Origin of the sequence: Salinimonas iocasae (assembly GCF_006228385.1) — a bacterium.
GTDB lineage: Bacteria > Pseudomonadota > Gammaproteobacteria > Enterobacterales > Alteromonadaceae > Alteromonas > Alteromonas iocasae.
Window position 1 is genome coordinate 1,431,676 of sequence record NZ_CP039852.1, and the last position, 24,218, is coordinate 1,455,893.

The 24,218-nt window shown below is 45.7% G+C and carries 20 protein-coding genes; 14 read left to right on the forward strand and 6 right to left on the reverse strand.

All coding sequences use genetic code 11. The annotated features are described in order from the left end of the window. Positions 1–8: 8 nt before the first annotated feature. From FBQ74_RS06280 to FBQ74_RS06310, 7 genes are all read left to right on the forward strand, one after another. Positions 9–848: an alpha/beta fold hydrolase gene (locus FBQ74_RS06280; RefSeq protein ID WP_139755866.1), complete on the forward strand. Its 840-nt coding sequence runs from the start codon at positions 9–11 to the stop codon at positions 846–848. Between the two features lie 122 nt (positions 849–970). Then, positions 971–2,623, forward strand: a complete 1,653-nt coding sequence (fadD, locus tag FBQ74_RS06285; RefSeq protein ID WP_139755867.1) for a long-chain-fatty-acid--CoA ligase FadD — start codon at positions 971–973, stop codon at positions 2,621–2,623. A 78-nt stretch (positions 2,624–2,701) separates the two neighbouring features. After that, positions 2,702–3,859 carry a ribonuclease D gene (gene rnd / locus FBQ74_RS06290; RefSeq protein WP_139755868.1) on the forward strand — a complete coding sequence of 386 codons (1,158 nt, stop codon included), beginning with the start codon at positions 2,702–2,704 and terminating at the stop codon, positions 3,857–3,859. Positions 3,860–3,862: 3 nt separating this feature from the next. After that, positions 3,863–4,162 carry a YcgL domain-containing protein gene (locus tag FBQ74_RS06295; protein WP_139755869.1) on the forward strand — a complete coding sequence of 100 codons (300 nt, stop codon included), beginning with the start codon at positions 3,863–3,865 and terminating at the stop codon, positions 4,160–4,162. Next, positions 4,162–5,148, forward strand: a complete 987-nt coding sequence (locus FBQ74_RS06300; RefSeq protein ID WP_408641352.1) for a lytic murein transglycosylase — start codon at positions 4,162–4,164, stop codon at positions 5,146–5,148. Before FBQ74_RS06295 ends, FBQ74_RS06300 begins: the two co-directional genes overlap by 1 nt. A gap of 1 nt (position 5,149) precedes the next feature. After that, positions 5,150–5,815 (forward strand): fumarylacetoacetate hydrolase family protein, encoded by a 666-nt coding sequence (locus tag FBQ74_RS06305; RefSeq protein WP_139755870.1) that lies wholly within the window; start codon positions 5,150–5,152, stop codon positions 5,813–5,815. Then, positions 5,812–6,306, forward strand: coding sequence for a YcgN family cysteine cluster protein (locus FBQ74_RS06310; protein WP_139755871.1), 495 nt, complete (start codon positions 5,812–5,814; stop codon positions 6,304–6,306). The genes FBQ74_RS06305 and FBQ74_RS06310 overlap by 4 nt, the downstream gene beginning before the upstream one ends. Positions 6,307–6,335: 29 nt before the next feature. On the opposite strand, the gene FBQ74_RS06315 is transcribed toward FBQ74_RS06310, so the two are convergent. From FBQ74_RS06315 to nhaB, 3 genes are read right to left on the reverse strand one after another with little or no spacing between them, the layout of a single operon-like run. Then, positions 6,336–6,887, reverse strand: coding sequence for a GNAT family N-acetyltransferase (locus FBQ74_RS06315; RefSeq protein WP_139755872.1), 552 nt, complete (start codon positions 6,885–6,887; stop codon positions 6,336–6,338). Next, a complete protein-coding gene (gene dsbB / locus FBQ74_RS06320; RefSeq protein ID WP_139755873.1) occupies positions 6,884–7,402 on the reverse strand; it encodes a disulfide bond formation protein DsbB in 519 nt (172 codons plus the stop codon). The genes FBQ74_RS06315 and dsbB overlap by 4 nt, the downstream gene beginning before the upstream one ends. Positions 7,403–7,425: 23 nt before the next feature. Then, positions 7,426–9,003 carry a sodium/proton antiporter NhaB gene (nhaB, locus tag FBQ74_RS06325; RefSeq protein WP_139755874.1) on the reverse strand — a complete coding sequence of 526 codons (1,578 nt, stop codon included), beginning with the start codon at positions 9,001–9,003 and terminating at the stop codon, positions 7,426–7,428. A gap of 455 nt (positions 9,004–9,458) precedes the next feature. On the opposite strand from nhaB, the gene FBQ74_RS06330 reads away from it, so the two are divergent. The 5 genes from FBQ74_RS06330 to FBQ74_RS06350 all read left to right on the forward strand — a co-directional run bounded on the left by FBQ74_RS06330 (position 9,459) and on the right by FBQ74_RS06350 (position 16,033). Next, positions 9,459–9,839 carry a SpoIIAA family protein gene (locus tag FBQ74_RS06330; protein ID WP_139755875.1) on the forward strand — a complete coding sequence of 127 codons (381 nt, stop codon included), beginning with the start codon at positions 9,459–9,461 and terminating at the stop codon, positions 9,837–9,839. Positions 9,840–10,733: 894 nt separating this feature from the next. Beyond that, positions 10,734–13,712 (forward strand): TonB-dependent receptor, encoded by a 2,979-nt coding sequence (locus FBQ74_RS06335; RefSeq protein ID WP_139755876.1) that lies wholly within the window; start codon positions 10,734–10,736, stop codon positions 13,710–13,712. 456 nt (positions 13,713–14,168) lie between these two features. Beyond that, positions 14,169–14,771 carry a hypothetical protein gene (locus tag FBQ74_RS06340; RefSeq protein ID WP_139755877.1) on the forward strand — a complete coding sequence of 201 codons (603 nt, stop codon included), beginning with the start codon at positions 14,169–14,171 and terminating at the stop codon, positions 14,769–14,771. A 163-nt stretch (positions 14,772–14,934) separates the two neighbouring features. After that, positions 14,935–15,240: a hypothetical protein gene (locus FBQ74_RS06345; protein WP_139755878.1), complete on the forward strand. Its 306-nt coding sequence runs from the start codon at positions 14,935–14,937 to the stop codon at positions 15,238–15,240. Between the two features lie 391 nt (positions 15,241–15,631). Beyond that, on the forward strand, positions 15,632–16,033 hold the full coding sequence (locus tag FBQ74_RS06350; protein WP_139755879.1) for a GFA family protein: 402 nt from the start codon (positions 15,632–15,634) through the stop codon (positions 16,031–16,033). A 402-nt stretch (positions 16,034–16,435) separates the two neighbouring features. Here FBQ74_RS06350 and FBQ74_RS06355 read toward each other — a convergent pair whose 3' ends face one another. Beyond that, on the reverse strand, positions 16,436–17,275 hold the full coding sequence (locus FBQ74_RS06355) for an aspartyl protease family protein (RefSeq protein ID WP_205912286.1): 840 nt from the start codon (positions 17,273–17,275) through the stop codon (positions 16,436–16,438). Positions 17,276–17,698: 423 nt separating this feature from the next. On the opposite strand from FBQ74_RS06355, the gene FBQ74_RS06360 reads away from it, so the two are divergent. Continuing rightward, on the forward strand, positions 17,699–19,582 hold the full coding sequence (locus FBQ74_RS06360; protein WP_232371979.1) for a DUF885 domain-containing protein: 1,884 nt from the start codon (positions 17,699–17,701) through the stop codon (positions 19,580–19,582). An 11-nt stretch (positions 19,583–19,593) separates the two neighbouring features. Here the strand turns inward: FBQ74_RS06360 and FBQ74_RS18930 are convergent, their stop codons facing one another. Then, positions 19,594–19,770: a hypothetical protein gene (locus FBQ74_RS18930; RefSeq protein ID WP_168190618.1), complete on the reverse strand. Its 177-nt coding sequence runs from the start codon at positions 19,768–19,770 to the stop codon at positions 19,594–19,596. A gap of 434 nt (positions 19,771–20,204) precedes the next feature. Here FBQ74_RS18930 and FBQ74_RS06365 point away from each other — a divergent pair, with 434 nt between their 5' ends. Further along, positions 20,205–23,075, forward strand: coding sequence for a UvrD-helicase domain-containing protein (locus tag FBQ74_RS06365; RefSeq protein WP_205912287.1), 2,871 nt, complete (start codon positions 20,205–20,207; stop codon positions 23,073–23,075). Positions 23,076–23,102: 27 nt separating this feature from the next. Here FBQ74_RS06365 and FBQ74_RS06370 read toward each other — a convergent pair whose 3' ends face one another. Continuing rightward, complete coding sequence (locus tag FBQ74_RS06370) at positions 23,103–24,191, reverse strand: MBL fold metallo-hydrolase (protein ID WP_408641353.1); 1,089 nt, start codon at positions 24,189–24,191, stop codon at positions 23,103–23,105. Positions 24,192–24,218 lie beyond the last annotated feature (27 nt).

Genomic DNA, 24,218 nt, shown 5'->3' on the forward strand with positions numbered 1-24,218 from the left:
GACAGGTTATGCTTCAAACCGAGTTTCAGGCCGGCCCCATTACTATGACAGCGCTGGACAATCAGGGAAGCGGGGAGATCATCATCGGTCTTCACGGGTTTCTTGATAATGCAGCCAGCATGGAAGGATTGGCACCTTTTCTCCACAATTACCACTACATCGCCCTCGACTTCGCCGGCCATGGCAATTCATCACATCGACCTCACGGCACCCATTATAACCTACTGGATTATGTGCAGGATTTGCACGCCATGGTCCAGGAGCAGGGTATAGAAAAGTTCAGTTTGATAGGTCACTCTCTGGGCGGAATTGTCGCGACGATTTATGCAGCAGTATTTCCCGAAAAAGTACGGGGTGTTGTAAGTATTGATGCCTGCGGCCCGTTAACAGAGCCAGAAGAAACCACTGCTAAGCAAATAAGAGACTCGGTGGAAAGCCGCTGGCGTAAAACGCGCAACAGGTTACGTGTGGTTGAGCTTGAGCAGGCTGTTAAAGCCCGTTGCGAAATCACCGATATCAGTGAAGAACACGCCCGCACCATTTTATTGCGCAATTTAACGCAGGATGCTGGCGGACATTATTTCTGGGCCAGTGATCCTAAGCTTCGTACACGCTCTTCTATTCGCCTGACCGACGGCCAGGCTAAAGCTTTGATGGAAAATATTCGTTGCCCGGTGCTTTTTATCGCAGCGTCAGACAGTTTCAAAAAAGTTTCAGATGCGTTCGAGACCCGTCAGAGCTGGTTCAGTCGTGCTAATTGTGAACAATTTGTAGGCGGTCATCACATTCACATGGAAAAGCCAGAAGAAGTAGGCGCTGCAATCCGCGACTTTGTTGAACAATTGTAAACGTGGTCATTTATCTTTACGCTCGGTTCCGATAGTATATGCGCAAGTAATCTGACCAGTTGGGTATATCTTGTACGACCCAGTCTGCTTGGAAGGTAAAAGAATAATAAGTAGGAGGTTTTGTGGAGAAAACCTGGCTTGAGCATTATGACCCACGGGTCTCTGCAGACATCGATCCGGACCGCTATTCATCTGTTGTCGACATTTTCGAACAATCTGTAAAGCAATTCGGTGATCAGACGGCCTATATCAATATGGGCCATTCAATGAGTTTTAACGAACTCGATGAGCAAACCAAAAATTTTGCTGCCTATTTACAAAATAGTGGCTTAAAGCGTGGTGACGCTGTTGCGATTATGATGCCTAACTTGCTGCAATACCCTGTCGCAATGTTTGGTATATTACGCGCCGGCATGGTTGTTGTTAACGTAAACCCACTGTATACCGCCCGCGAACTGAAGCACCAGCTGACTGATTCCAACGCCAAAGCGATTGTTATTGTTGAGAACTTTGCCTGTACGCTTGAAAATGTCCTTAAAGATACCCCGGTAGAGCAAATCCTGCTGACATCCCTGGGCGATATGTTACCGGCACCAAAGCGATGGATAGTGAACTTTGCTGTTAAGCACGTTAAAAAGATGGTGCCTTCCTTCAGTTTACCTGAAGCCACATCATTTAAAGATGCGCTGAAGCGTGGCGAGAAAGAGAGCTTCTCGCGCCCTGACATATCCGGCGAAGACTTAGCCTTTTTACAATATACCGGTGGTACGACTGGCGTATCCAAAGGCGCAATGCTTACGCATCGAAATATGATTGCTAACCTTGAACAGGTTTCCGGCATATTGGAAACCGTGATCGAGAAAGGTAAAGACCTGGTAGTTACGGCACTTCCGCTGTATCACATCTTCGCGCTGCTCGCGAACGGCCTGTTGTTCCTTAAATATGGCTGTCCGAATCTTTTGATCACGAACCCAAGAGATATGAACGGTTTTGTTAAGGAACTGAGCAAATATCCATTTGCTATTTTACCGGGCGTAAATACCTTATTTAACGGGCTTCTGAACACTCCCGGATTTGACGAACTGGACTTTTCTAATTTTAAGTTTGGTCTGGGGGGCGGTATGGCCGTGCAGCGTCCTGTTGCTGAAAAATGGCAGAAGGTTACTAACACAGTATTGTTGGAAGGTTATGGCTTAACCGAGTGCTCACCCGTTGTGGCGGTAACGCCACCTCAAATCAGTGAGTACAAGGGAAGTATCGGTCTGCCCGTGCCATCCACTGACATTAAGCTGTTGGACGAAGAGGGCAATGAAGTTAAAGCGGGTGAACCAGGCGAAATGTGGGTGAAAGGCCCTCAGGTTATGCGTGGTTATCTTAACCGGCAGGAAGCAACCGACGAAATCCTTAAAGATGGCTGGCTGGCCACCGGTGATATTGCAGAAGTTGATGAAGAAGGTTACTTCTATATTGTTGACCGTAAAAAAGATATGATTCTGGTATCGGGCTTCAACGTCTTCCCGAATGAAATTGAAGAAGTGGCAGCGATGCATGATAAAATTGTTGAAGCTGCAGCAATTGGCGAGGACCATGAAGTCAGTGGTGAAGTGGTAAAACTTTTTGTGGTCAGGAACGACGAGTCTCTTACCGAAGAAGAAGTTATCAGCCATTGCCGGGATCATCTGACCGGTTATAAGGTGCCAAAGCGTGTAGTCTTTAAAGAGGAATTGCCGAAAACAAACGTCGGTAAAATCCTGCGTCGCGAGTTACGTGATTAAACTCAGGCATTACGCCACTACACCTGGCGCGTAAACAATTAAGGGACAGCCGGCATTTGCCGGCTGTTTTTTTGGATTATGGAATATCAGTTAATTACCACCAGCGAACAGCTGAAGAATGTTTGTAAAAATGCGCAGTTACATGATGCTGTCGCGCTGGATACCGAGTTTGTCCGAACCCGGACGCTTACTCCACAACTAGGCTTGTTGCAGCTTTATGATGGCGAGCAATTGGTGCTTATCGATCCGCTTCAAATCAAGAATATGACGCCGTTTGTTGAGCTTATGCTCAATGAAAATGTGGTAAAGGTATTGCACTCGTGCTCAGAAGATCTTGAGGCATTTCTAACCGCATTTGACTGTGTCCCATCGCCCATTTTCGATACACAGTTTGCCGCTTCGGTATTGAATATAGGTCCGACACTTGGCTATGCCAGACTGGTGGAAATGCTCAGTAATGTTCAGCTTGATAAGGGCGAGTCCAGAACAGACTGGCTGGCGCGTCCCTTAAGTGAAAAACAATTACATTATGCGGCCAATGATGTGTTGTATTTGTTGCCAGTATACGAAATGCTCAATAAGCAAATTGTTGAAAAAGGCGTACTGAGTTGGGTTTTCGATGAAATGAAAACGCTGGCAGCAAAAAAAGCAGCGAACCTGCCGCCTGAATTTGCCTATTTGCCGGTAAAAAATAACTGGCGATTGAGCATTGAGCAGCTGACCGTATTGCAGCAACTTGCAGCCTGGCGTATTGGCATGGCCCGAAAGAAGGATTTGGCGCTTAACTTTGTGCTTAAAGAGTCGCTGATGTTTGAAATTGCTCATCGTTTACCCGACAACCGGTATGAGCTGACGAATGTATCTGGCATGATCGCACCCACCATGCGTCGATACGGTGATACGCTGCTGGAAATCGTGCAGCGGGCCAGGGAGGAATATAATGACCTGCCAGAAGACAAACACCTGCCACGGGCGCAGCGTCTGGTCGACTTTCCTGCTTACAAAAAAATTCTGGGACAGCTAAAAAGTGCTGCAGATGAAATCGCAAAGCATCACGAGGTGCCGGTTGAAGTCGTAGCATCTAAAAAACAGCTCAACCAGGTACTGAAATGGTATTGGTTCGACCTGGATGAGATGCAGGTTCAGGGTTTAATGCCTGATCTGTTGACTGGCTGGCGTGCTCCCTTGTTTAATGCCGCAATCGAAAGTGTTATTGGCCCTGACAAAGAGACCTGATGTATGTTGTGTGCTGTTTATAAAACAAAGAAAAAAGAGGGTATGTATCTGTACGTCCAAAACCGCGATAATTTTGAGGCGGTACCCGATGTATTGATGGCGCAGTTTGGTAAGCCGGAGCTGGCGATGATGCTGGCGTTGGACAAGCATGAGCAAATTGGCACTATTTCTAAAGATGCACTGGCAGAAGCGCTTGAAGAAAAGGGCTATTATCTGCAGATGCCGCCGAAACAGGAAGACTGGCTGGCAGAGTTTCGGGTTGCAAAAGGGCTGTCTCCCCGTGAAGAGGCGAAGAAGTTTTGATTAAAGCAATCTCCCTGTTCGTTCTTTTTTGTTCATTGCTTACTAGTCTCTCAGCGTACAGCAATGACGCAGCCTCTGGTGAAGCGGCCTTTTTAAAGTATGTTGACGGGCTGAAGAAGGAGGCTGAGGCGAAAGGGTTCGAACGCCGTTGGCTTGATGAAATGTTTGAAGACATTACGTTTCGTCCCACAGTGGTCAAAGCTGATAAGAATCAGCCCGAGAAAAAAATCACGCTGGATACTTATCTGGCCACCCGTGTACCTGATTGGAAAGTGGCCCAGGCAGTAACACTTCTTAACGACAATAAAACCCTGCTGGATGAAATTAGCCGGGAATACGGTGTTCAGCCGCGGTTTATTGTTGCGCTGTGGGGAAATGAGTCTAATTTTGGCAAAATTCAGGGCAATCATGATGTGCTGTCCGCGCTGAGTTCTCTTGCCTTTGAGGGGCGGCGTGAAACGCTGTTTAAAAAGCAATTTTTTGCCGCACTTAAGATTTTATCTGAAGGTCATATTTCACGCAGCGAATTTGCAGGCTCCTGGGCCGGAGCGATGGGGCAAAGTCAGTTCATGCCGACATCATTTCTTACCTACGCAGTTGATTACGACAAGGATGGCAGAAAAGATATCTGGCAGTCAAAGGCTGATGTGTTTGCCTCCATTGCGAATTACCTGAAACAGGAAGGGTGGAACAATAATGTTACGTGGGGCAGACAGGTGACATTACATCAGGGCTACCAGGGGCAGGATGCAGGTCTTGATGTATTTCGTGATTTGTCATGGTGGCAGGGCAAGGGCGTGCGTAAGTACGATGGCTCCGCACTGCCGCAGGTCCCGGTCAAGGCTTCGCTTATCAAACCTGACGGTCTCGATGGGCGCATTTATCTTGTCTATACTAACTTTCATACACTCATGAAATGGAACCGGTCACAATATTTTGGCGTGTCGGTTGGTTACCTTTCAGATCGCATAAAAAAAGGACAGTGATATGTATCGCCACCTGGACAATCTCGAATTACCCATAGACCTGCCCGTAGGCAAAGTGGTCTGTGTTGGGCGTAATTATCTTGACCATGTTAAAGAAATGAATGCCCAGGTTAGCGAACAGGCAATGTTCTTTATGAAGCCGGTGACCGCTTTAACGCCCATGTATAATCCGGTGAAAATCCCGGCGGATAAAGGCGAGTGTCATAACGAGATAGAAATTGCCGTACTGATCAAGGATCGTTTGTGTAATGCAGATGAAGACGCTGCCGAGGCGGCCATATGGGGTGTTGGACTAGGGCTTGATCTTACGCTTCGCGATGTTCAGGCGAATTTAAAAAAGCAGGGACACCCCTGGGAACGCGCGAAAGCATTTGATGCAAGCTGCCCGGTTTCAGGTTTTATCCCCGCATCGCAAATACCTGACTTTCAGGATATTCGTTTTTCATTACGTGTAAACGATGAGAATCGACAACTGGGGCATACTAAGGATATGATGCGCGGGATTTGCTCGCTGGTGGCTGAAATCTCTGAATCCTTTACCCTTGAAAGCGGTGATATTGTTCTTACCGGTACACCTAGCGGTGTAGCAGCTCTGGCGCATGGCGATAATATTGAGGCTGCACTTGACGGCCATTTTTTAATTCAGACAAATGTTGTAGCAGTATGAGTGAGAAGTTCTGGGAAACCAAAACACTGGATGAAATGAGCGATAAGGAATGGGAATCGCTGTGTGATGGTTGTGCAAAGTGTTGCCTGCATAAATTTATCGAAGACGACGATGCTGAAGCACAAATAAGTACTGACGAAGCGCACCCGGAAGAAGAAATTCACTATACCAATATCGTCTGCACCTTACTCAATACTAAAACTTGCAGCTGTAGCCAGTATGAGCGTCGCACAGAGCTTGTGCCTGACTGTGTTAAGCTGACCAAAGAAAATCTGAAAGATATCTTCTTCATGCCGCCGAGTTGCAGCTACCGAAGACTTCATGAAGGGCGAGGGCTGCCTTCATGGCACCCTTTGCTAAATAAAGGCAAAAAGTCTGTCATGCATCAAAAAGGCATGTCGGTCAGAGGAAAGACCGTATTTGAAAATGATGTCGACTTAGAGGCATTTGAAGACTATATCGCCATCTGGCCGGTTGAAGACCTGGATTAACCCTGGACATTGTTTCAGGGCTTACGCGCTTATTCACTCAGCAGCGCATAGAGATAGGCGTCTCGCCCGAATACCCGCTTTCTGCATAATCCTTCACGCTGTGCGCCAAGTTTATCTGCCACGCGTATACTGGCTTTGTTGCCAGGCTCAACAAATAACTCAAGTCGCTGCAAATTGATCTGTGAAAACGCCAGCTTGGCTAAACTTTGGCAAAGATTAACGGCGAGTCCGTTTCCACAGGCTTCAGGCCTTATCCAGTAACCAAGATTTGCATTGGCATGTAATGGGTGAATGTAATTGATGATGCCCATTCCCAGACAGGTCGCGCCACTCATTAACAGGTAAGTGATGCCATAGCCGGAAGTGCGCTTTTTTTCCATTTCTTCAATACATTGCCGGGTGGCCGTCGGCGTAATCGGGCATAAGGAGTTGCCCAGCCATGGGCGTACATGGCTGGCGGAGGCTCTGCATGCTTCACAGAGGCTATCAAGATGTTTCAGGCCCAGCCGGGAAACGCTTATATCACCGTAATCGGAAGGCGCTACCGGCAAACGGGAGGGCAGAGTAATCAGGTCGCTCAAATGCGTTTTTTATCCACTATCCGACATACAAAGACTATAACGAATACGACAAAATAAGCGGCAAAGATTACTGACATCCAATCTGCCATGCCCATTGACATAAATTGCCAGCTATCTTCTGTGCAGCTACCTTTGGCAGCGAATATAGCCGGAAGCCACTCATGTAAAGGCATAAACGAGGGGAAGTTGGGCACAATCTCACAACTGGCAAAGAACGGGTTCTTGGCGTTCAGTATTTCTACATGTTCACGCGCAATTATAAAGCCCCAGCCGGCAGAAACAGCCCAGCCTGCAAAACCAATTACACGCGTAAGCACGTTATTTTTGATAAGTACTATCAGGCCCGCCAGCAAGATGCCGTACATTGCCGTGCGCTGATAAATGCACATGATGCAAGGCTGAAGGTTCATTCCATACTGAAAGTAAAGCGCCACAACTTGTAATGCCAGCGCAGAAAAAAACAGGAAAAACCAGGCCGACTTTTTGTCGGCCAGTTGACTGAATAATCGAATCATTAGTATCTACCGTCTATACGCAATTAGTGGCCTGAGTCACCTGGCACGGCACCCGTGTGATGTTCAATCAGATGTGCATCATAAAGAAACTGTGTTGCATCGAGCAGGCCATAATAGGTTGCCAGTAAGCCGACAATTGTCAGTACAATCGTGTAAGGCAGTGCCATCAGTACCATTTTGCCATAAGAAAGTCTCAGCAGTGGTGCAATAGCCGAAGTCAGCAGGAACAAGAATGCTGCCTGGCCATTCGGCGTTGCCACGCTAGGCAGGTTTGTACCGGTATTGATTGCTACTGCCAGTAAATCAAACTGGTCACGGGTAATCTGGCCTTCCTTAAGAGCGGCTGTTACTTCTGTAATGTAGACAGAGCCGACAAATACGTTATCTGACACCATCGACAGCACGCCGTTAGCCAGATAAAACATGACTAGCTGGGTTTTGCCCTCGAAGCTAAGTACCCACTGAATAACAGGCTGAAACAGGCCCTGGTCGATAATAACTGCTACCACACCAAAAAATACACACAGCAGCGCTGTGAAGGGCAACGCCTCTTCAAACGCTTTACCTAATGCGTGCTCTTCAATAATTCCGCTCATAGACGTAGCAAGGATAATAACCGACAGACCAATCAGACCTACTGAGGCAAAGTGACCGGCAAGACCGACGATTAGCCAAACACCGATAAGCGCTTGCACAGCAAGGCGTGCGGTATCACGCTTAGTACGCTCCTGGTCTGTGTGCTTATCGTATTCCACCAGGATATCGCGTACAGCAACAGGAAGCTGGGCGCCATAGGTGAACAGTTTGGTTTTTTCCAGAATAATTGTGGTCAACAGACCAAAGAAAAATACAGGCAGGGTAATAGGTGACATACGGATAAAGAATTCCAGGAAGCTCCAGCCTGCTTTATCGGCAATGATCAGGTTTTGCGGTTCGCCCACCATTGTCATTACGCCGCCTAATGCCGTCCCTACAGCAGAGTGCATCATTAGGTTGCGCAGGAATGCGCGGAAGTCTTCCAGATCATTTTTACCCAAATCGTGCACACCATCATCGGATGTGTGGTCATGGTCATGATGAAACTCTTTGCCCGACGCAACTTTATGATAAATGGTATAAAAACCCAGCCCTACGCTGATGATAACCGCCACAACGGTAAGCGCATCAAGGAATGCAGAAAGAAACGCAGAAGCAGTAATAAACGCCAGGGAGAGTATTAGTTTATTACGTACTTTAATAACCAGTTTAGTAAACAGGTATAAAAGTAAATCTTTCATAAAGAAGATACCGGCTACCATAAATACCAGTAGCAGAATAACTTCCAGGTTCACCTCTATCTCGTGCAACATATGCTCGGGGGAGGTCATGCCGATAAACATAGCTTCAATAAGCAGCAGGCCGCCGGGCTGCAGCGGGTAACACTTTAATGCCATAGCCAGCGTAAAGATAAACTGAATGACCAGTACCCAGCCTGCCAGGTAGCTGTCAAACATAAAGATGAAGGGGTTGGCAATAAGACAGGCGATAATGGCCTTTTTATACCAGTCGGGCGCATGGCCCAAGAAGTTTCGATACAGGGCCATTGGCATCGAAGTTTGCATGACAGTTATCCTTTTACCACTTGAAGACACGTTGTTGTATGCACTGCGTGCGAAGATGCAAAACAGTGTCATTGTTATCGGCACAGCGAATAAATTCGCTACCTTTATTTTATGCCCGCTAAGACTAGCGCAAAATTCCTGAGTGCGGAAGGAAGGGGCATAGAATTCTTATATAAATAGGCCGTTAGTCGTAAATTTAATCGCTGACGCTTTTTTAGACCTATCTCTAAATCACCAAGATATAACGACCAGTTTACAGTGGTCTGTAATCTTATGGGTAAGGCCTGTTGCACGCGCTGTCGCAAGGCTGTCGTCTATACTTAAGTAATGGGTTATGTAAGTAGCGCCCTGCTAATTTTGCCTTGAATACCGGTAACCACAGCCAGGTGCGTAGACGCGCCACGCTACTGATTTTGCTCTGCCACCTGAACTAAATTTTAAATTGGAGAAAGCTTATGAATATTAAAAAGCATGGGATTACCGTAGGGATTGATCGGGTGGGTGACGAATTTTTCCTGTCATTAAAAGCGCAGGGCACGTTGACTCACCAGGATTATGAAGTGATTACCCCGATCATAAATTCTGCATTAAGAGGGGTTGAGTCGCCAAAAGTGAAAGCGCTTATAGATGGTACCGAGCTTGATGGTTGGGAATTACGAGCAGCCTGGGACGACTTCCGGCTTGGTTTACGACATGGCAGTGAATTTAAAAAAATAGCCATCTACGGTAACAAGCCCTGGCAGGAAACGCTGTCGAAAGTTGGCAGGTGGTTTATTTCGGGTGAAGTTAAATACTTTGAGTGTGAGTCTGATGCTATCGATTGGTTAAATGTATAGCGATACAGATTTTATGCCTTCCAATAGAGAACTAAACCATATTAAGTAAACAATTGTTTAAGTTTCATTCAAATGATATTGATAGCTTTTATTTTATATAATTATACACACAGATGATGTGAATTTGTGCGGCGTTCAACGTGTTGTTGGATAAGTAAGCGATTTTTTATATTTAACTTTGTTTATAATTAGCTTTAAGACAAGCTTTATTGTTGCCTGGTAAACGATATGCTGTTTTGATAAGGCTATTTACAAATAGTTATTTACTCCGCTAGTTTTCAGTTAGTACTTTTCTATTAGATTAATTTAAATTCTTTATTTTTTATGTGATGCACGTATTTAAATGTCAGGGCGTTTGACGTTTGGAGCGTTCCAGACTCTTTTAATACACTGATGGCAAATCGTATAGCTGAGCTGCGACAGGCTTTGTGTCTTTTGATATCACAAAAAAACTGGGGAGTCTGTCTAAGTTGCATGTTTACATATCAAACAACGGGTACCACGTTTCCAATGAAGTTTGTTTTTTGAACAGAGCCAAAAAATTGATGTTTAAAAGTGCAGATAAATAAATTTCTATATAACTTTTTTTATTCAATCTTGAGTTAAAAGATTAAGGTGACTTGTTAGTTTTTGTCGATGAGTTGAGGAAAGTGTAAAAAATAGACGTGATTTTCTGGTATATAAGTAGTTTTAAATAAACTTAGTAAATTTATAAACATTGACCTAATTTAATTTGTTTGATTAGTATGTGGGCGAAAAGTTCATATCAAATAACATTTTTTAAATAATAAAAATATTATTTGTGTGAGGTTGTTTGTATTTAGCTTTGCTGACAATAAGCAACCAAAAATAATTAGATAAATATAAATAATAACTAATAATCCAGGAAAGGTTATGGTCAATTTCAAAAACAATATATTCAAGCGCACAATTGCAGCAGTAGCTGTTACTGCTGCGTTTGGAACAATGTCGCCAGCCATGGCGCAAAGTACAACAGGGGCTGTGTCAGGCCAGGTTGTTAGTTCCTCTAAACAGGCAGTCGATGCGGCAAGCGTTACTATTCGCAATGTTGAAACGGGTTATACAAGAACCGTAGAGGTGGATGAAGAAGGCCGCTACAGATTTCCAGCATTGCCGATCGGCCGCTATACGATTTCAGCTAATGCTCCAGGTTATTCGCAGAACCAGTCTGAAGAGTTTTCTATCAGCGCTGGCGGTTCACGTCAGCTAACCGTTGGCTTAGCGTCAGATGTCGAGCGAATCGAAGTCTCAGGTTCTTCAATCTCAATGATTGATATGCGTTCTTCAGGTACATCACTGAACATCGGTGAAGTTGAAATTGACCGTATTCCCGTTCCCAGAAACGCAACTTCAGTAGCATTGCTTGCGCCCAGTACTACGGCTGGTGACAACCGTTTTGGTAACAATGGAAACCTTGCATCTTTTGGCGGTTCTTCTGTTGCTGAAAACGCTGTTTATATCAATGGTCTGAATGTAACAAACTTCAGAACAGGTACAGGCTTCTCTAATGTGCCTTTTGAGTTCTATAAACAGTTTGAAGTAAAAACGGGTGGTTATTCTGCTGAATTTGGTCGTTCAACCGGTGGTGTCATTAATGCTGTTACCAAAAGCGGTACCAACGAATTTAAAATGGGCGCCAACGTTTATTACCAGCCTGAAAGCTTAAGAGAACAGAGCCCTGATACTTACCTGTCTGACGGTAGTGCTTATATCGTAAACCGTCTTGATGAAAGAAGTGAGATGGAAGGCAATATCTGGGTTTCAGGTGCATTCATTGAAGATACTCTGTTCTTTTATGGTATTTATAATCCACGTGACATCAGTAACGAAGGAACAACCGGTGAAGGTAGTAACTTCTTTGATTCAAGTTCAGACGATGCCTTCTATGGTGGTAAAATTGATTGGATCATCAACGAAGACCATAAGCTGGAATTACTGGCGTTCTCTGACTCCAACACCGTTGTCACTGACAACTTCACCAACGACCTGGAAACCGGTGAGAAGACTTATCAGTCAACAGGCTACGAAGAAAATGGTGGTGACAACTGGTCACTAACGTATACCGGATACCTGACAGACAGCCTTACCGTCAAAGCCCTTTACGGTAAAAATAAATATGACATTACCTCAAGAAGTAATGTGCAAAGCGAGTGTAACTTTCACTACGACCTGCGAGAAGATGCTCCAATCGGGCGCTTCGCTGGTTGTATCGGTAGCCCGGCCTATCTCGTAGAAGAAGGTCAGGATGAGCGTGAAGCGATGCGTATCGATTTCGAATGGTACGTGGGCGATCACCTGCTGCGTTTTGGTTATGACACGGAAACCAACACATCAAATGCACTGGAAGGCTATTCGGGCCCGGATGGTAAGTTTGTTTATCTTCGCGACGGCACACCAGGCGCTGAACTGGATAATGGTTCATCCATCCCTGCAGGCGTAAATCAGTATGTAGAAGAGCGCGTGCGCACTGTATCGGGCAGCTTCGAAACAGAAAACAGCGCGTTTTATGTTGAAGACATCTGGAGTATTACTTACAACCTGACAGCGACTATTGGCTTGCGCTACGACACTTTCGACAACATGAACAGTGCCGGCGATACATTTGTTGAGATTGACAACATGTGGGCGCCACGCTTAGGTCTGTCTTACGATATTAACGGTGATGGCGAGTCCAAAGTCTTTGCTAACGTCGGTCGTTACTTCCTCCCGGTGGCCAGTAATACTAACGTTCGTATGTCAGGTAATGAGTACGATGTGACAACGTATTATCCGTTGGTAGGCACTTCTATTGAGCAGTTCAATGGCAGTGAATATCTTGATTATGAAAAAGGCGAGCAAATTGGCGATCCTCGCGTGAATGCGAACGGCTCAGTGCCTGATACACGCAGTATCGTTGATCAGGACCTGGATCCTATGTATCAAGATGAATTCATCCTTGGTTATGAAGCGGTATTTGCTGAAAACTGGAGCTGGGGTATCCGTGGTATTCGTCGTGAGCTGAACGGCGCAATCGATGATATGTCAATTGAGTCTTACCTGGATGATACGTTCGGATGTCATGCGTCATCATATGTTCTGGGTAACCCAGGCAAAACAGCTACTATCTTCGCTGATACTGACTGTGCCGATGATGGTGCTGTAGATGAAGCTATTGATATTGATTTAGCGTCAATTGGCTTCCCTGAGGGTGAGCGTAAGTACAATGCGGTTGAATTAACCCTGGCGCGTGTTTGGGACGGACAATGGTCATTTAACGCCTCTTATACCTGGGCGCAAAGCTACGGTAATACGGAAGGTCTGGTGAAATCTGATAACGCACAGGATGATGCGGGTATTACACAGGATTTCGACTTTGCCGATCTGATGGATGGCGCGTATGGCTACCTGCCGAACGACCGTCGTCATACCTTTAAAGCGTATGGTGCGTATGCCATGACGGACAACCTGACACTGGGTGCAAACTTCATCCTGTCATCAGGCCGTCCTCTGAATGCGTTTGGTGTTGGTCACCCTAATGGCGTACCTTCATATGGTGATACATTCTATGTGTGTAACGCGAACTGTACCGACGAAGAAATGGCAAACGAGTACACCAGGTTCCCTCGCGGTAACTTCGGACGCACAGACTGGACACCACGTCTTGATTTGAACGCCACGTACAACATGGATTTCTACGAGACAGTGGTTACGTTGAGAGCTGATGTATTTAATGTGCTGAACGCATCTTCTGTACAAAGACGAAACGAGACTGCTGAGCTAAGTTTCCCGGGTGATACTAACCCGCGTTTCATGGCTGCAACGTCGTATCAAACACCTCGCTATGTTCAGCTAAGCGCAGGCATTGAGTTTTAATTAACTCACTTTTAGTCGTTCAGTAGACTGAGCGACGTTACAAATCGCCGTTCGGTTAGGTGTCTCCCTATGAACGGTCGATTTTTCTAAACGAATCCGATGTCACAACATGGCATCGGATTTTTTTATGTCTGACAAGAGTCGATTCATAAAGAGGAAAAATGACTTACCATCGATTTTTATTCATTTTTGTTTAATTTGCAGACTTGCTATAACCATCGGGTAATTATCGTTTCCTTTTTCGCCGTAGACGTTACCACTTTCGAACTTACTGTACCGATGTTTTTCACTAAGGCTTCCCTGGTGAGGTGAACGTAGAGATGTGAGCGAGCCGGCAATTCTGTAGTCTCTTACGTGAAGTTATTATGGGGCTTATTTTTATTACAATGACTTGGGTGAGAGAGTGGTGAGGCTGTAAGCGATGTTATCTATTAAAATTTACTGGGCCGGGAATTTATGCAAAAAGTTCTTCATCTCATATTCTTGCTTTTAGTTAGCAAGCTTGCACGTGGCATTACTCTTTTACCTGATCCGCTGGAGCTGGTGGTTGAACACACCGATGCGATTGCGCATGTGCGTGTAACAGAGGGCTGGGCAATGTTCTTTAGTGAGGACAAGCTCAAACGTGTACTACCCTGTATGGGACTTTATAAGGTAAAAGTACTCAAAACATTAAAAGGAAAGGTAACACAGACAGAATTTGGAATTAATTACAATCTTATGCTTATCCCTGGCAAGGAGTACCTGCTGTTTTTCGATAATAACGGTGGGCTCGGAGTGGAGTTTATGATGCATAAACCATCTGATTTTCAAGAGTGTTTAGAAGGGCAGCCTTCAATAATGGCCCGGTGGCGCGCATCATCGCAGATTGAATGGTCGCACTCAGACGATGCTGGCTGGATACAAACAGCGACGCTACCACTCGGTGTGATAGTCAACGGTGTAAAAATAAGTGATCAAGGTAAGGTGAGGCTAGACGAGTATATTGAAACGATTGAAAAGATTATTTCAGAACAAGCCCAAAAAGGTCCCGGCACAAACTCAGATCGAAATGAATAACTTTTTAGTTTAGCTCCTGTAGTCCGTATGACTTCACCGGTATAGCGCAAGGAATGGTGGTTGTTACCCCGGTATGAGAGCGACTACGCGATAAATCTTATGATGGCAGAAATTAACTGTTATCTTTTAGGGATATCTTGCATATTTCTACGCGGTAATTTTAATGAAAACAGAAATCGTTAAAGTACTTGTCCTGGCGTCGGCAATAAGCTGTACAGTATCTGAGGCGAAAACCAATAAAGACAAGTCTTTGCCTCCCGGACTGGAAAAGAAAGTGAACCGCATGGGTCAGCTTCCACCTGGCTGGCAGAAGAAGCTTGCTGTGGGTAAGCACTTAGATACGCAGGTGTACAAAAACGCATCGGTCATGGCTCCTGTCCAAAACGATGGTATTGTCACCGTAGAGGTTGACGGACGAGTCATCAGGCTTATTGAAGCAACCAGGGAAATCGTCGAAATCCTGAGATAAAACCGTATATGTCTGCCTGAAAGATATCCTTACGGGCGTTTGTTATCTGACAAGCGCCATGCTGTTTAATAACCTGTCTTCTTTTGAAGCACTTGAGCATTTGTATCTTAGCGTGGGCTGAGTGCAAACCAAAATCAGCACGGTAACGAAATCATGTGTTTTGACGGCTAATTGGTGGCATGGGTCTTCCTTCACAATTTTTTGTTGGAAAATCAAAGGGGGTGCGAACCAATACGTGTTACAAAGCGTGTGCTGCACACACTGCGCTAATGTAGTTCTCTGCGGTCACAGAGAAATAAAACGCGAGGGCGCTTTGCGATTATCACTTACTTATCGATGCCGTAAAGCTTGATGTAGTGCGGGCATAATGAAGACAGTAGGAGAACGCTTGATGGCTGATTACTATGGTTTTTGCCTGTGTGGTAATGCTAAATTTGAGGTGCAGGGGAAGGTTGACGGTTCTTACCTGTGCCATTGTCGGCATTGCCAAAAGGATACCGGGTCAGCCCATGCGGCCAATCTATTTTCGAAATCGGCCAGATTGAAATGGTTATCAGGTGCAGATTCTGTGACTACCTTCACGCTTTCAGGTACTTGCCACAAGATAAGTTTTTGTAAATTTTGCGGCTCCTCAATGCCAGGTATTCATCAGGATGGTTTGCTTGTCATTCCCGCCGGATGTCTGGATACACCAGTCACTATACGACCAAACGCTCACATCTTTACTTCCAGTAAAGCTGGCTGGGATAAAGATTTATATGATGTGCCAGAATTCTGCAGGTTGCCTGAATAAGCGGCTAGTACATACCAACCCGTGTCAGTCGCTTAACCTCGCAGGACTAGTTCAAACACTGAGTGCATGCCTTCTATTTACGACAGTGACTTGCTGAAACTTAGATATAGTTATCTCCTTGGCGCCTCTCTTTCCAAGCAAGGTGTGGTTTGCAATTCTTCAGCCACTTACTGAGCAGCTTCACACACAAACGTGACATAGGTGTGGACGTTTGCTGGCACATCGAACAGATTTAAACAACAGGTCAATTGCTTATGACATTCATCCGTCGTGTGCTTAATCGCTTTTGTTGCGATGTATATCGTAATGCGGAGTCAGTAACAACGGTACCAGTCTAGCAATTTAATATCGGCGATAAGACGTATCGGGAAATTTCGGGCTTACCATTGATCACTTGCCTGGTTAATTCTTTTGCACATATATTGTGTTGTTGGCAGCGTCAATAATACTATTAATAGAGGCCAGCTCTTTGTTACCGACAATTCCTACAAACATGCCATTTTTCGACCCAATAGCCTGTTTTAAAGCACCGAAGTCAGCAACGAGAAAATCGCCATTAATTGCCGCACTTCCGATTTTTATTGTTTTGTTAAGTACGACCTTCATAGGTGTCTCTGTTCCATCATGGCCAACTAATTTTGCTTTTGGATGATTTTCCAAATCGAAACCAAAATCATCGTCTACTACAGACATATCTAAAACAACTTGTTGTGCACCTGAATCCACTAGCATGACTACATCCTGTTGCTCAAGTCTTGCTTTAACAAGGTTAAATCCCATTTCAGTTTGTAGCAGAGGAATGGCGGTATATTTTGAACCAGAACCTGTAAACCTCGCTTCTACATCATTGTCTTTTTTTGGTACTAAAAGTCTGCTGTTCCTAATATCAACCAAAGCGTGAAGTTCAACAATTGCATCATGGCCAATGATTCCGTCAATCTGAGGCTCTAGATGAAGTGTTGAATTTGAATGTATATTCTTGAGTGTTAGCTCGTGAGTTCCTATGACCAGTGACTCGATGCTAATTGGGAAGGTTTCTATTTTGCCTTTTTCTTCGTCACCTATAATGATTCCATCTATAGCGCTTTTTGCATTTCTGATGCCGAAATACTTAAGCTTACTCAGGCCAACAATAGACCCCGTTGAGCCTGTATCAAGAATAAATGTCCCCTCTCTTCCATTAATCACTGCTTCAAGGCTAAAGTGCCCGTCATCTGTAACTTGCAATGGAATCTCATCCATAGCTCCTTGCGCGAAGGGCGCGTAGATGAAAAGAAAGGCAAATAGAGTACTAAATTTCATTCAACATCCTTGTTGTGGCTAAATTTCAATGACTGCTATCGCATATTAGTCACTGTTATAAAAGCATTGCAATTACTAATGATAATCTCTACTAGTAAATTGGTTAAACAAAATCGCTTGCTACTTATACCGCCAGTATCCCTTAGTAATCACATCATCCTGCCTGATTGTGGACTGGACGCAAATGCAGATTTCACTTTTCGATTAACTTTTATCAGCAGCGCTGTGATTAATTGTTGTCGGTTCCCATTCTATGCCCGGTTCCAGCATCTCACGACATATTGAGGTAAAGCTAGGTCGAATCTACATGAAAATGTAGTGCTGATGCGCAACAATGAGTAAATTGACGGAAGGAGAAAAAGATTGCTTAAAAATATAATAACCGTTTCATTAATATCTGCCACGCTAATGGCGGGATGCTCAGGGCCTGGCAAGACAACGTCCGGCGCAGATACTGTCACTTCGGGCAGCATGACTGAGAAACAGGCCGTGTCATTGCTTGAGCAGCGCCAGGCCAAGTGGACAAATACCTTTATTAGCGCACAGCCAACTCTGGCTTCAATGCTCGGACTGACAGAGGAGCAGGCAAATGGAGCGTATGCCCATCGTCTACCCGACTATAGTCCCGCCGGAATGGCCTCCTTTCAGCAGGATATGCGACGCGCCGTTGCATCTTTAAAAGACATTGACGCCAGGGCATTGCCTGATAATAAACAACAACACCTGAAAATTCTGATTAATCTTTTTCAGTACTATGCGGGAGATAACAATTTTCCCGGTGGGTATATCGATACCTGGGCAGGTCATTTACCTTATATTATCAATCAGATATCAGGCCCTTTGATTGATGTGCCAAAGGTAATGCAAGTACAACAGTCTGTAAAAAGTAACGCCGATGCTGAAGCGTATTTATCCAGGCTCAAAAAAATGGATGATTTTGTTAATGGTGTAGTGGCCAAATTCAGGCAGGATATGGCTCAGGGCATCATTCTTCCCAAAAAACTGCATCCCAAAACGTTGCAATTTTTGAATAACTTTCTTGCCTCGGCGCCTGCGGATCATGAATTGGTTACGACGTTCGAAAGTAAGTTGGCGCAAATTGATACGATGAGTGACGAGGATCGAGCCGATTATACTGAGAAAGCGGCTGCGTTGGTCGAAAGCGTCGTTTATCCAGCTTATAAGCGCGCTCTGAGCGCCGTAAATGAAAGCGAGCAGCAAGCCAGTAACGACGACGGCATTTGGTCGCAACCAAACGGAGAAGCATTTTATCAGCATGCAATCCGTTTTCTGGGGGACAGCACGCTTAGCGCAGATGCCATTCATCAACTTGGATTAAGTGAAGTTGACCGGATCTCAGCCCAAATGGATTCGATTTTACGCGAACAGGGCTATGCCGAAGGGACGGTTGGCGAGCGCATGATGCAGCTTGCGAAGCTGCCGGGTCAGGTTTATCCGGCTACCGATGCGGGACGGGCAGATCTTCTGGGTTATTTAAATGAAGAGATTGAGGGAGTGATGGCCAAAGCGCCGGAATTTTATGGCACTCTACCAGAACAAGCCGTAGAAGTGCGCCGTATCCCTCCTGTATCGGAAGCCGGAGAAGCCGGTGGTTTTTACTCACCGCCTTCGCTGGATGGTTCGCGTCCGGGTATCTACTGGATTAATTTACGTGACATGAAAGCGGTACCTAAATTTGGTCTGAAAACCCTCACGTACCACGAGGCTGTTCCAGGCCATCATTTTCAGATCGCGCTTAATATGGCACAGCAGGATATTGGCTTATTACGCCAAAATGCCCCTTACAATGCTTACGTTGAAGGATGGGCATTATATTCTGAGTTTGTTGCCAGCGAACGTATGGGAATGTATGAAGACGATCCATTAGGCAATCTTGGGCGTCTTCAGGCTGAGCTTTATCGCGCTGTCAGACTGGTGGTGGATACCGGGTTACATCTTAAGCACTGGACACGAGAGCAAGCTATCGACTATTTCCATAAAACCACAGGCACCTCTTTGTCTGATGTGGTTCCGGAAGTCGAGCGTTACATGGCCTGGCCAGGTCAGGCACTAGGTTACAAGCTGGGGATGCTCGAGTTTGTGTCTCTTGAAAAAGAGACCCGGGAGGCGCTCAAAGAAAAGTTTGATATCCGTGAGTTCCACGACGTGATTTTACTGCCCGGTGCCAGACCAATATCGATGGTAAAAGCTGATGTGAAAAACTGGATAGCGGAAAAACAACGATAATTTACCTATCGTTAGTCTTCTATTAAGGCCGCGGCGATGACCACGTCGCGGTTTCTTAACGAGCATGCCGCTGACAGAAACTTTGCTATCCAGAGGGTCAACCCGACAAGTCTGGCTGCGTGGTCGTGATTTCTATTTCGATAGGTATCTTTCGGTTTCACGCCAATCAGATGCTGCTTCATGGCCATGGTACTTTGTTCTTCGCTGCGGCGTTTCTTAATTTAAAATCGTCCTCGTTCTCAATGTATCGGAAAATACATAAGGCGTTGTCCTTCTAGATTCAGTACGAAGATCTCAAAAAATGGGATATCGCTGGACTAGGGAAGGTTTACTAATGGCGAATCGCACTGCATTTGTTTCGATAATTGACACTCGCATCCCTTGTTGAGTTTATTCGATTCACTCAACAGCCCGTTTGACCCCGCGTCGTAACAAACCACATAGGCATCGTCAGTCGGACGCGTGTTTATCTTTAGGAAAACGGGTCAGAAAAATGACGGTACTTACCATCAAAATCAATGCTTGTACTTAGTCGTACGCCGAGCATAAGATACCGCGCTTTGAATGTTAACTGGGCAAAAGTCCGGTAATTCAACCGTTGTTGAAATGATAGTCGGTTGGGATGGAGTTAGAGATAGCCATGATTGGAAGTGCTGTAATTTGTTTACCTAATTTTCTTGGCAATTTGTTTGGCACAGCCCACATACGCCTTGAAGGCAGTGAACTTGTCCTTCAGATCAATGGGCAAGACAGACGTATTTCTTTGGCTGATGTCAAAACCTTCCCGCAGATTCGCAAAGGGTGGTTTGGCGGAACTTATCGCTTCGATGTGGGCAATCAATCCTTCGTGTTACGTTTTCTTTCTCGCAAAACACTGCCTGCCCTGGAAAGCGCTGTTCGCAGCACAATCACCGAGCTTGCCGACACTCGCATTCAAAATATCTATCAACAATTTGAGACCGCCGCGGTCAGGCAGTACTTACGTGACTCGCGAGTTTCTGCTCTGGATGAAGATATTTCTTCGCTTTTATCTCTATATAAGCCTCTACTCGCAGCATCAGGCTCTCTCTCTGCCAAACGCTTACAGCAACTCAACATCCTGAATGCGGTTCATCCTCTATCGTCGACAGCTAATGAAATTCGACGACGCTTTGCACAAAAGCAGATGTCCTCCAGAAAACGCTTTTTTGACCGGGTTGAATCCAATCCGCTCACGGAGCAGCAGCGTTTAGCGGTGATTCGTAACAATGACCGTAATCTCGTGCTTGCTGCGGCAGGGACCGGAAAGACCTCAGTGATTGTGGCTAAAGCGCTTGACCTGATAGACACGGCAAAGGCTGAGCCGAAAAGCATTCTGATATTGGCTTACAACAACGCCGCTGCCAAAGAGTTGCGGGAAAGATTGGAATATCGTGCTAAACAGATGCACATTCAACACGACCGGCTACCTATAATTCAAACCTTCCACGCTCTGGGCAGGCGAATCCTTATTGATGCAGGGATCACACCGTCCCTATCGCGCTTTGCCGAAGACCGGCTTGCACTAGAGTCGTGGGCGACGTCGTGGTTTGTACAGGCAATACAAAACAGCGAACATTCTCTTAAGATGTTTATCCGGCTGCTATACCCAGCAATTAACCCCTTCGACTTTAAAACCGTGCAGGAGTACGAAGAATACGTTAGGGACAATGAATATCGCACATTAAAAGGCGAGCTGGTCAGAGGTTATCAGGAGCTGCTGATTGCCAACTGGCTCTACCTTCACTGTGTAGACTATGAGTATGAGCCATCCTATGTGAGTAAGCGCCGAATAAGTGCTGGATTCGATTACCGCCCTGACTTTCATATTACAGGGACGGACATTTACCTTGAGCACTTTGGCATTGACAGAGCAGGCAATACTCGTCCAGGCATCAACAGCGTGAAGTTTCAGAATGAGATGGTGTCCAAACGTAATCTACACACTGAGGTTGGTACAACGCTCCTTGAGACCTTTCACTATAACTGGGTGGAGGGCACGCTCGAAGACGCACTTGAGCAGCAACTGACTGATGCCGGAATTAAACTTCACAAGAGGCCTTTGAATGAAATTCTGGATACGCTGAAGGAATTCGGCGGCATTGCAGATGGCGTCGCCCGCTACATGAAATGTTTGCAAGCTATTCGCGTCGAGCAGTTATCTGGTGACGAAATTTTCAGCCGCTTGAACGCACATAATATTGCTAATGCTGACGAGTACACGGATTTGCTGAGCGCTTTTCATCATGCGTACAAAGACAAGTTGCTGGAGGATGAGCGCATCGATTTTGACGATATGATAATTCGCGCTACTACCAGCGTATTGACTGGCAAGTACCGCTCGCATTACAGCCATATCCTGGTGGACGAGTTTCAGGATATCTCTAAAGCGAGGATGGACTTTTTAAATGCCATGATTGAAAAGGGGCCTGATCCAATTTTAACCGCGGTGGGTGATGACTGGCAGTCAATATATCGCTTTTCCGGCGGTAAGCTGGAGCTAACAACACGCTTTGAAGAGCACGTTGGTAGTCATTCGCTTACCAAGCTGGAAAAAACATTCAGGTACAACAACAGTATCGCCCATACAGCCGGGATGTTTGTGATGGCCAATCCTGAGCAATATAAAAAAGAAATTAGCACCCATCAGACCGTCACTTCACCGCAAGTGTATCTACTGGACGATTTGATTGATGGTAAACCCGATTTACAGGAAACGACCCGGCAACTCGCGACGAAAATCTTGCAGCAGGCACCCGATGCATCTATCGCTGTTATGGCACGCTACAATTACCTGCTTCAGAATGCGAAGGATTATCTGGACGAAATGTGTCGCAACAGTAATCTTAAGTTCTGGACCTTTCACGGCTCTAAAGGGCTTGAGGCGGATCACTGCATCATCATTGGGCTGTCTCAGGGAAAGCTAGGGTTCCCTAATAGCCGAAAAGATGAACTTGTTGTCGAAGCGCTGCTTCCTTCCCTTGATCCCTATTTATATTCAGAAGAGCGACGACTTTTTTATGTCGCTATTACCCGTGCGAAACAAAAATGTTATCTGGTTGCTGACGCGGCAGCACCCTCCGTCTTCGTGGAAGAGTTACTCTCACCTTCGTTTGAAGTGAATATTGTTTCCGAGTCGTTTTCAGAAAAGCACCGACGTCTTTACAAATGCCCAAGCTGTATGGGCGGGTATTTCAAAAAGCATCGTGGTCAATTTGGAGAGTTTTACACATGCTCTTCAGGCAGTGCTTGCCTGACCAAAGTGAGAATTTGTGAGGACTGCGACTCACCCTCAGTGGATACGCAAACACACTCCGTTTGCAACAATGAAGACTGTGATAGCAAATTGCCGATTTGTCCTCTCTGCGGACGTCCACTTCACGAAAGAGCCGGCAAATACGGCAAGTTCTATGGTTGTTCCGGCTATGGCATACCCGATGACCGATGTTCTTACACCCAAACAATGAATGAGTAGTAGGCAAGGAAATTATTGTGTACAGCCTCAAAGCGATACGCTTTCTCCCTCATTCATTATCACCAAAGGCAGCGAGGTATTGACCTTCTGATGCATTTTCAATAATCGCTTGAGCGGTGAATGGGAAGAATGATCGCCCATCTGCCAACTGGCATTTCCATAGCCCCATGGGATCATTACTTTACAGCCAAGGTCATCGGCGGCTGTCAGCGCATCTTCCGGGGTGGTGTGAACGTACCGGTACCATGTTGCATATTTGGGGTGGTAGTACGACGCAATGGGCAACAAACAGACATCGATACTGCCATAATGTTCTCTTATCTTTTTGAAGTGCGCTGAGTAGCCAGTGTCCCCGGCAAAAAACAGCGTGTGTCCGTCATTTTCTATTAACCAGCCACCCCATAGCGCCTTTTCATCGTCATTATATAAAAACGGGACCCAGTATCGACTGTTAAAATGATGCGCTGGCACCGCGCTAATAGTGGCAGATCCTAACTGGTAATCGCTGAACCAGCTTACTTCTTTAATATCGAGCCCATCTTGCGGCAAATAGCCGGCGGTGTCCTGATGCACGAAATACAGCGGTTCATTGCCTAGTTTCGCAATATCGGCTTTATTGAAATGGTCATAGTGCAAATGTGAATATAGTACCGCAGAGATACCTGAAGTCGCAGAATCAGGCCAGCTCGGGACCCGGCGTGTCATTCCGCCGTTCAGTGCATGAAGCCAGTCAATGGGCCAGTCAAACTGGTCACTTACCGGATCAAATAATAGCTTAGTATCGTCTGGCAAAGTGACCAAAAAGCTTGCATGCCCCAGCCACAGAATAGTGAAGCCAGATTCAATTTCGGGTATTTCGTTGTTGGCACTAAACCGACACCCATCACTGTGCTGGCTGCATTCCAGGTGCTCAAAGGCCGGATAGCAGTTTTCATCACAGGTGACGGGGTAGGTCTTCTCGCCAGGAAACATATTTTGATACCTGCCATCGCTTGCCCTGGCAACGGGGCCGGATTCTGAAGATATGCGTTCTACAGAATTTGAGTGCGAAAATATGCTGCATCCGTTCACCAGAACTATGAGCAGAGAAACAAAAGATAACCGGAATGCGGACATCATCCTGATAGCACAACCCTTTGAAAT

Bases quoted from the DNA above. Each gene is read 5' to 3' on its own strand.
- FBQ74_RS06330 (WP_139755875.1), top strand. From the start codon at position 9,459: ATGAATATTAAAAAGCATGGGATTACCGTAGGGATTGATCGGGTGGGT.
- FBQ74_RS18930 (WP_168190618.1), bottom strand. From the start codon at position 19,770: ATGGCCATGAAGCAGCATCTGATTGGCGTGAAACCGAAAGATACCTAT.
- dsbB (WP_139755873.1), bottom strand. From the start codon at position 7,402: ATGATTCGATTATTCAGTCAACTGGCCGACAAAAAGTCGGCCTGGTTT.
- FBQ74_RS06350 (WP_139755879.1), top strand. From the start codon at position 15,632: ATGGCTGATTACTATGGTTTTTGCCTGTGTGGTAATGCTAAATTTGAG.
- FBQ74_RS06370 (WP_408641353.1), bottom strand. From the start codon at position 24,191: ATGTCCGCATTCCGGTTATCTTTTGTTTCTCTGCTCATAGTTCTGGTG.
- nhaB (WP_139755874.1), bottom strand. From the start codon at position 9,003: ATGCAAACTTCGATGCCAATGGCCCTGTATCGAAACTTCTTGGGCCAT.
- FBQ74_RS06335 (WP_139755876.1), top strand. From the start codon at position 10,734: ATGGTCAATTTCAAAAACAATATATTCAAGCGCACAATTGCAGCAGTA.
- rnd (WP_139755868.1), top strand. From the start codon at position 2,702: ATGGAATATCAGTTAATTACCACCAGCGAACAGCTGAAGAATGTTTGT.
- FBQ74_RS06365 (WP_205912287.1), top strand. From the start codon at position 20,205: ATGGAGTTAGAGATAGCCATGATTGGAAGTGCTGTAATTTGTTTACCT.
- FBQ74_RS06310 (WP_139755871.1), top strand. From the start codon at position 5,812: ATGAGTGAGAAGTTCTGGGAAACCAAAACACTGGATGAAATGAGCGAT.
- FBQ74_RS06295 (WP_139755869.1), top strand. From the start codon at position 3,863: ATGTTGTGTGCTGTTTATAAAACAAAGAAAAAAGAGGGTATGTATCTG.
- FBQ74_RS06355 (WP_205912286.1), bottom strand. From the start codon at position 17,275: ATGGATGAGATTCCATTGCAAGTTACAGATGACGGGCACTTTAGCCTT.
- FBQ74_RS06340 (WP_139755877.1), top strand. From the start codon at position 14,169: ATGCAAAAAGTTCTTCATCTCATATTCTTGCTTTTAGTTAGCAAGCTT.
- FBQ74_RS06280 (WP_139755866.1), top strand. From the start codon at position 9: ATGCTTCAAACCGAGTTTCAGGCCGGCCCCATTACTATGACAGCGCTG.
- FBQ74_RS06305 (WP_139755870.1), top strand. From the start codon at position 5,150: ATGTATCGCCACCTGGACAATCTCGAATTACCCATAGACCTGCCCGTA.
- FBQ74_RS06345 (WP_139755878.1), top strand. From the start codon at position 14,935: ATGAAAACAGAAATCGTTAAAGTACTTGTCCTGGCGTCGGCAATAAGC.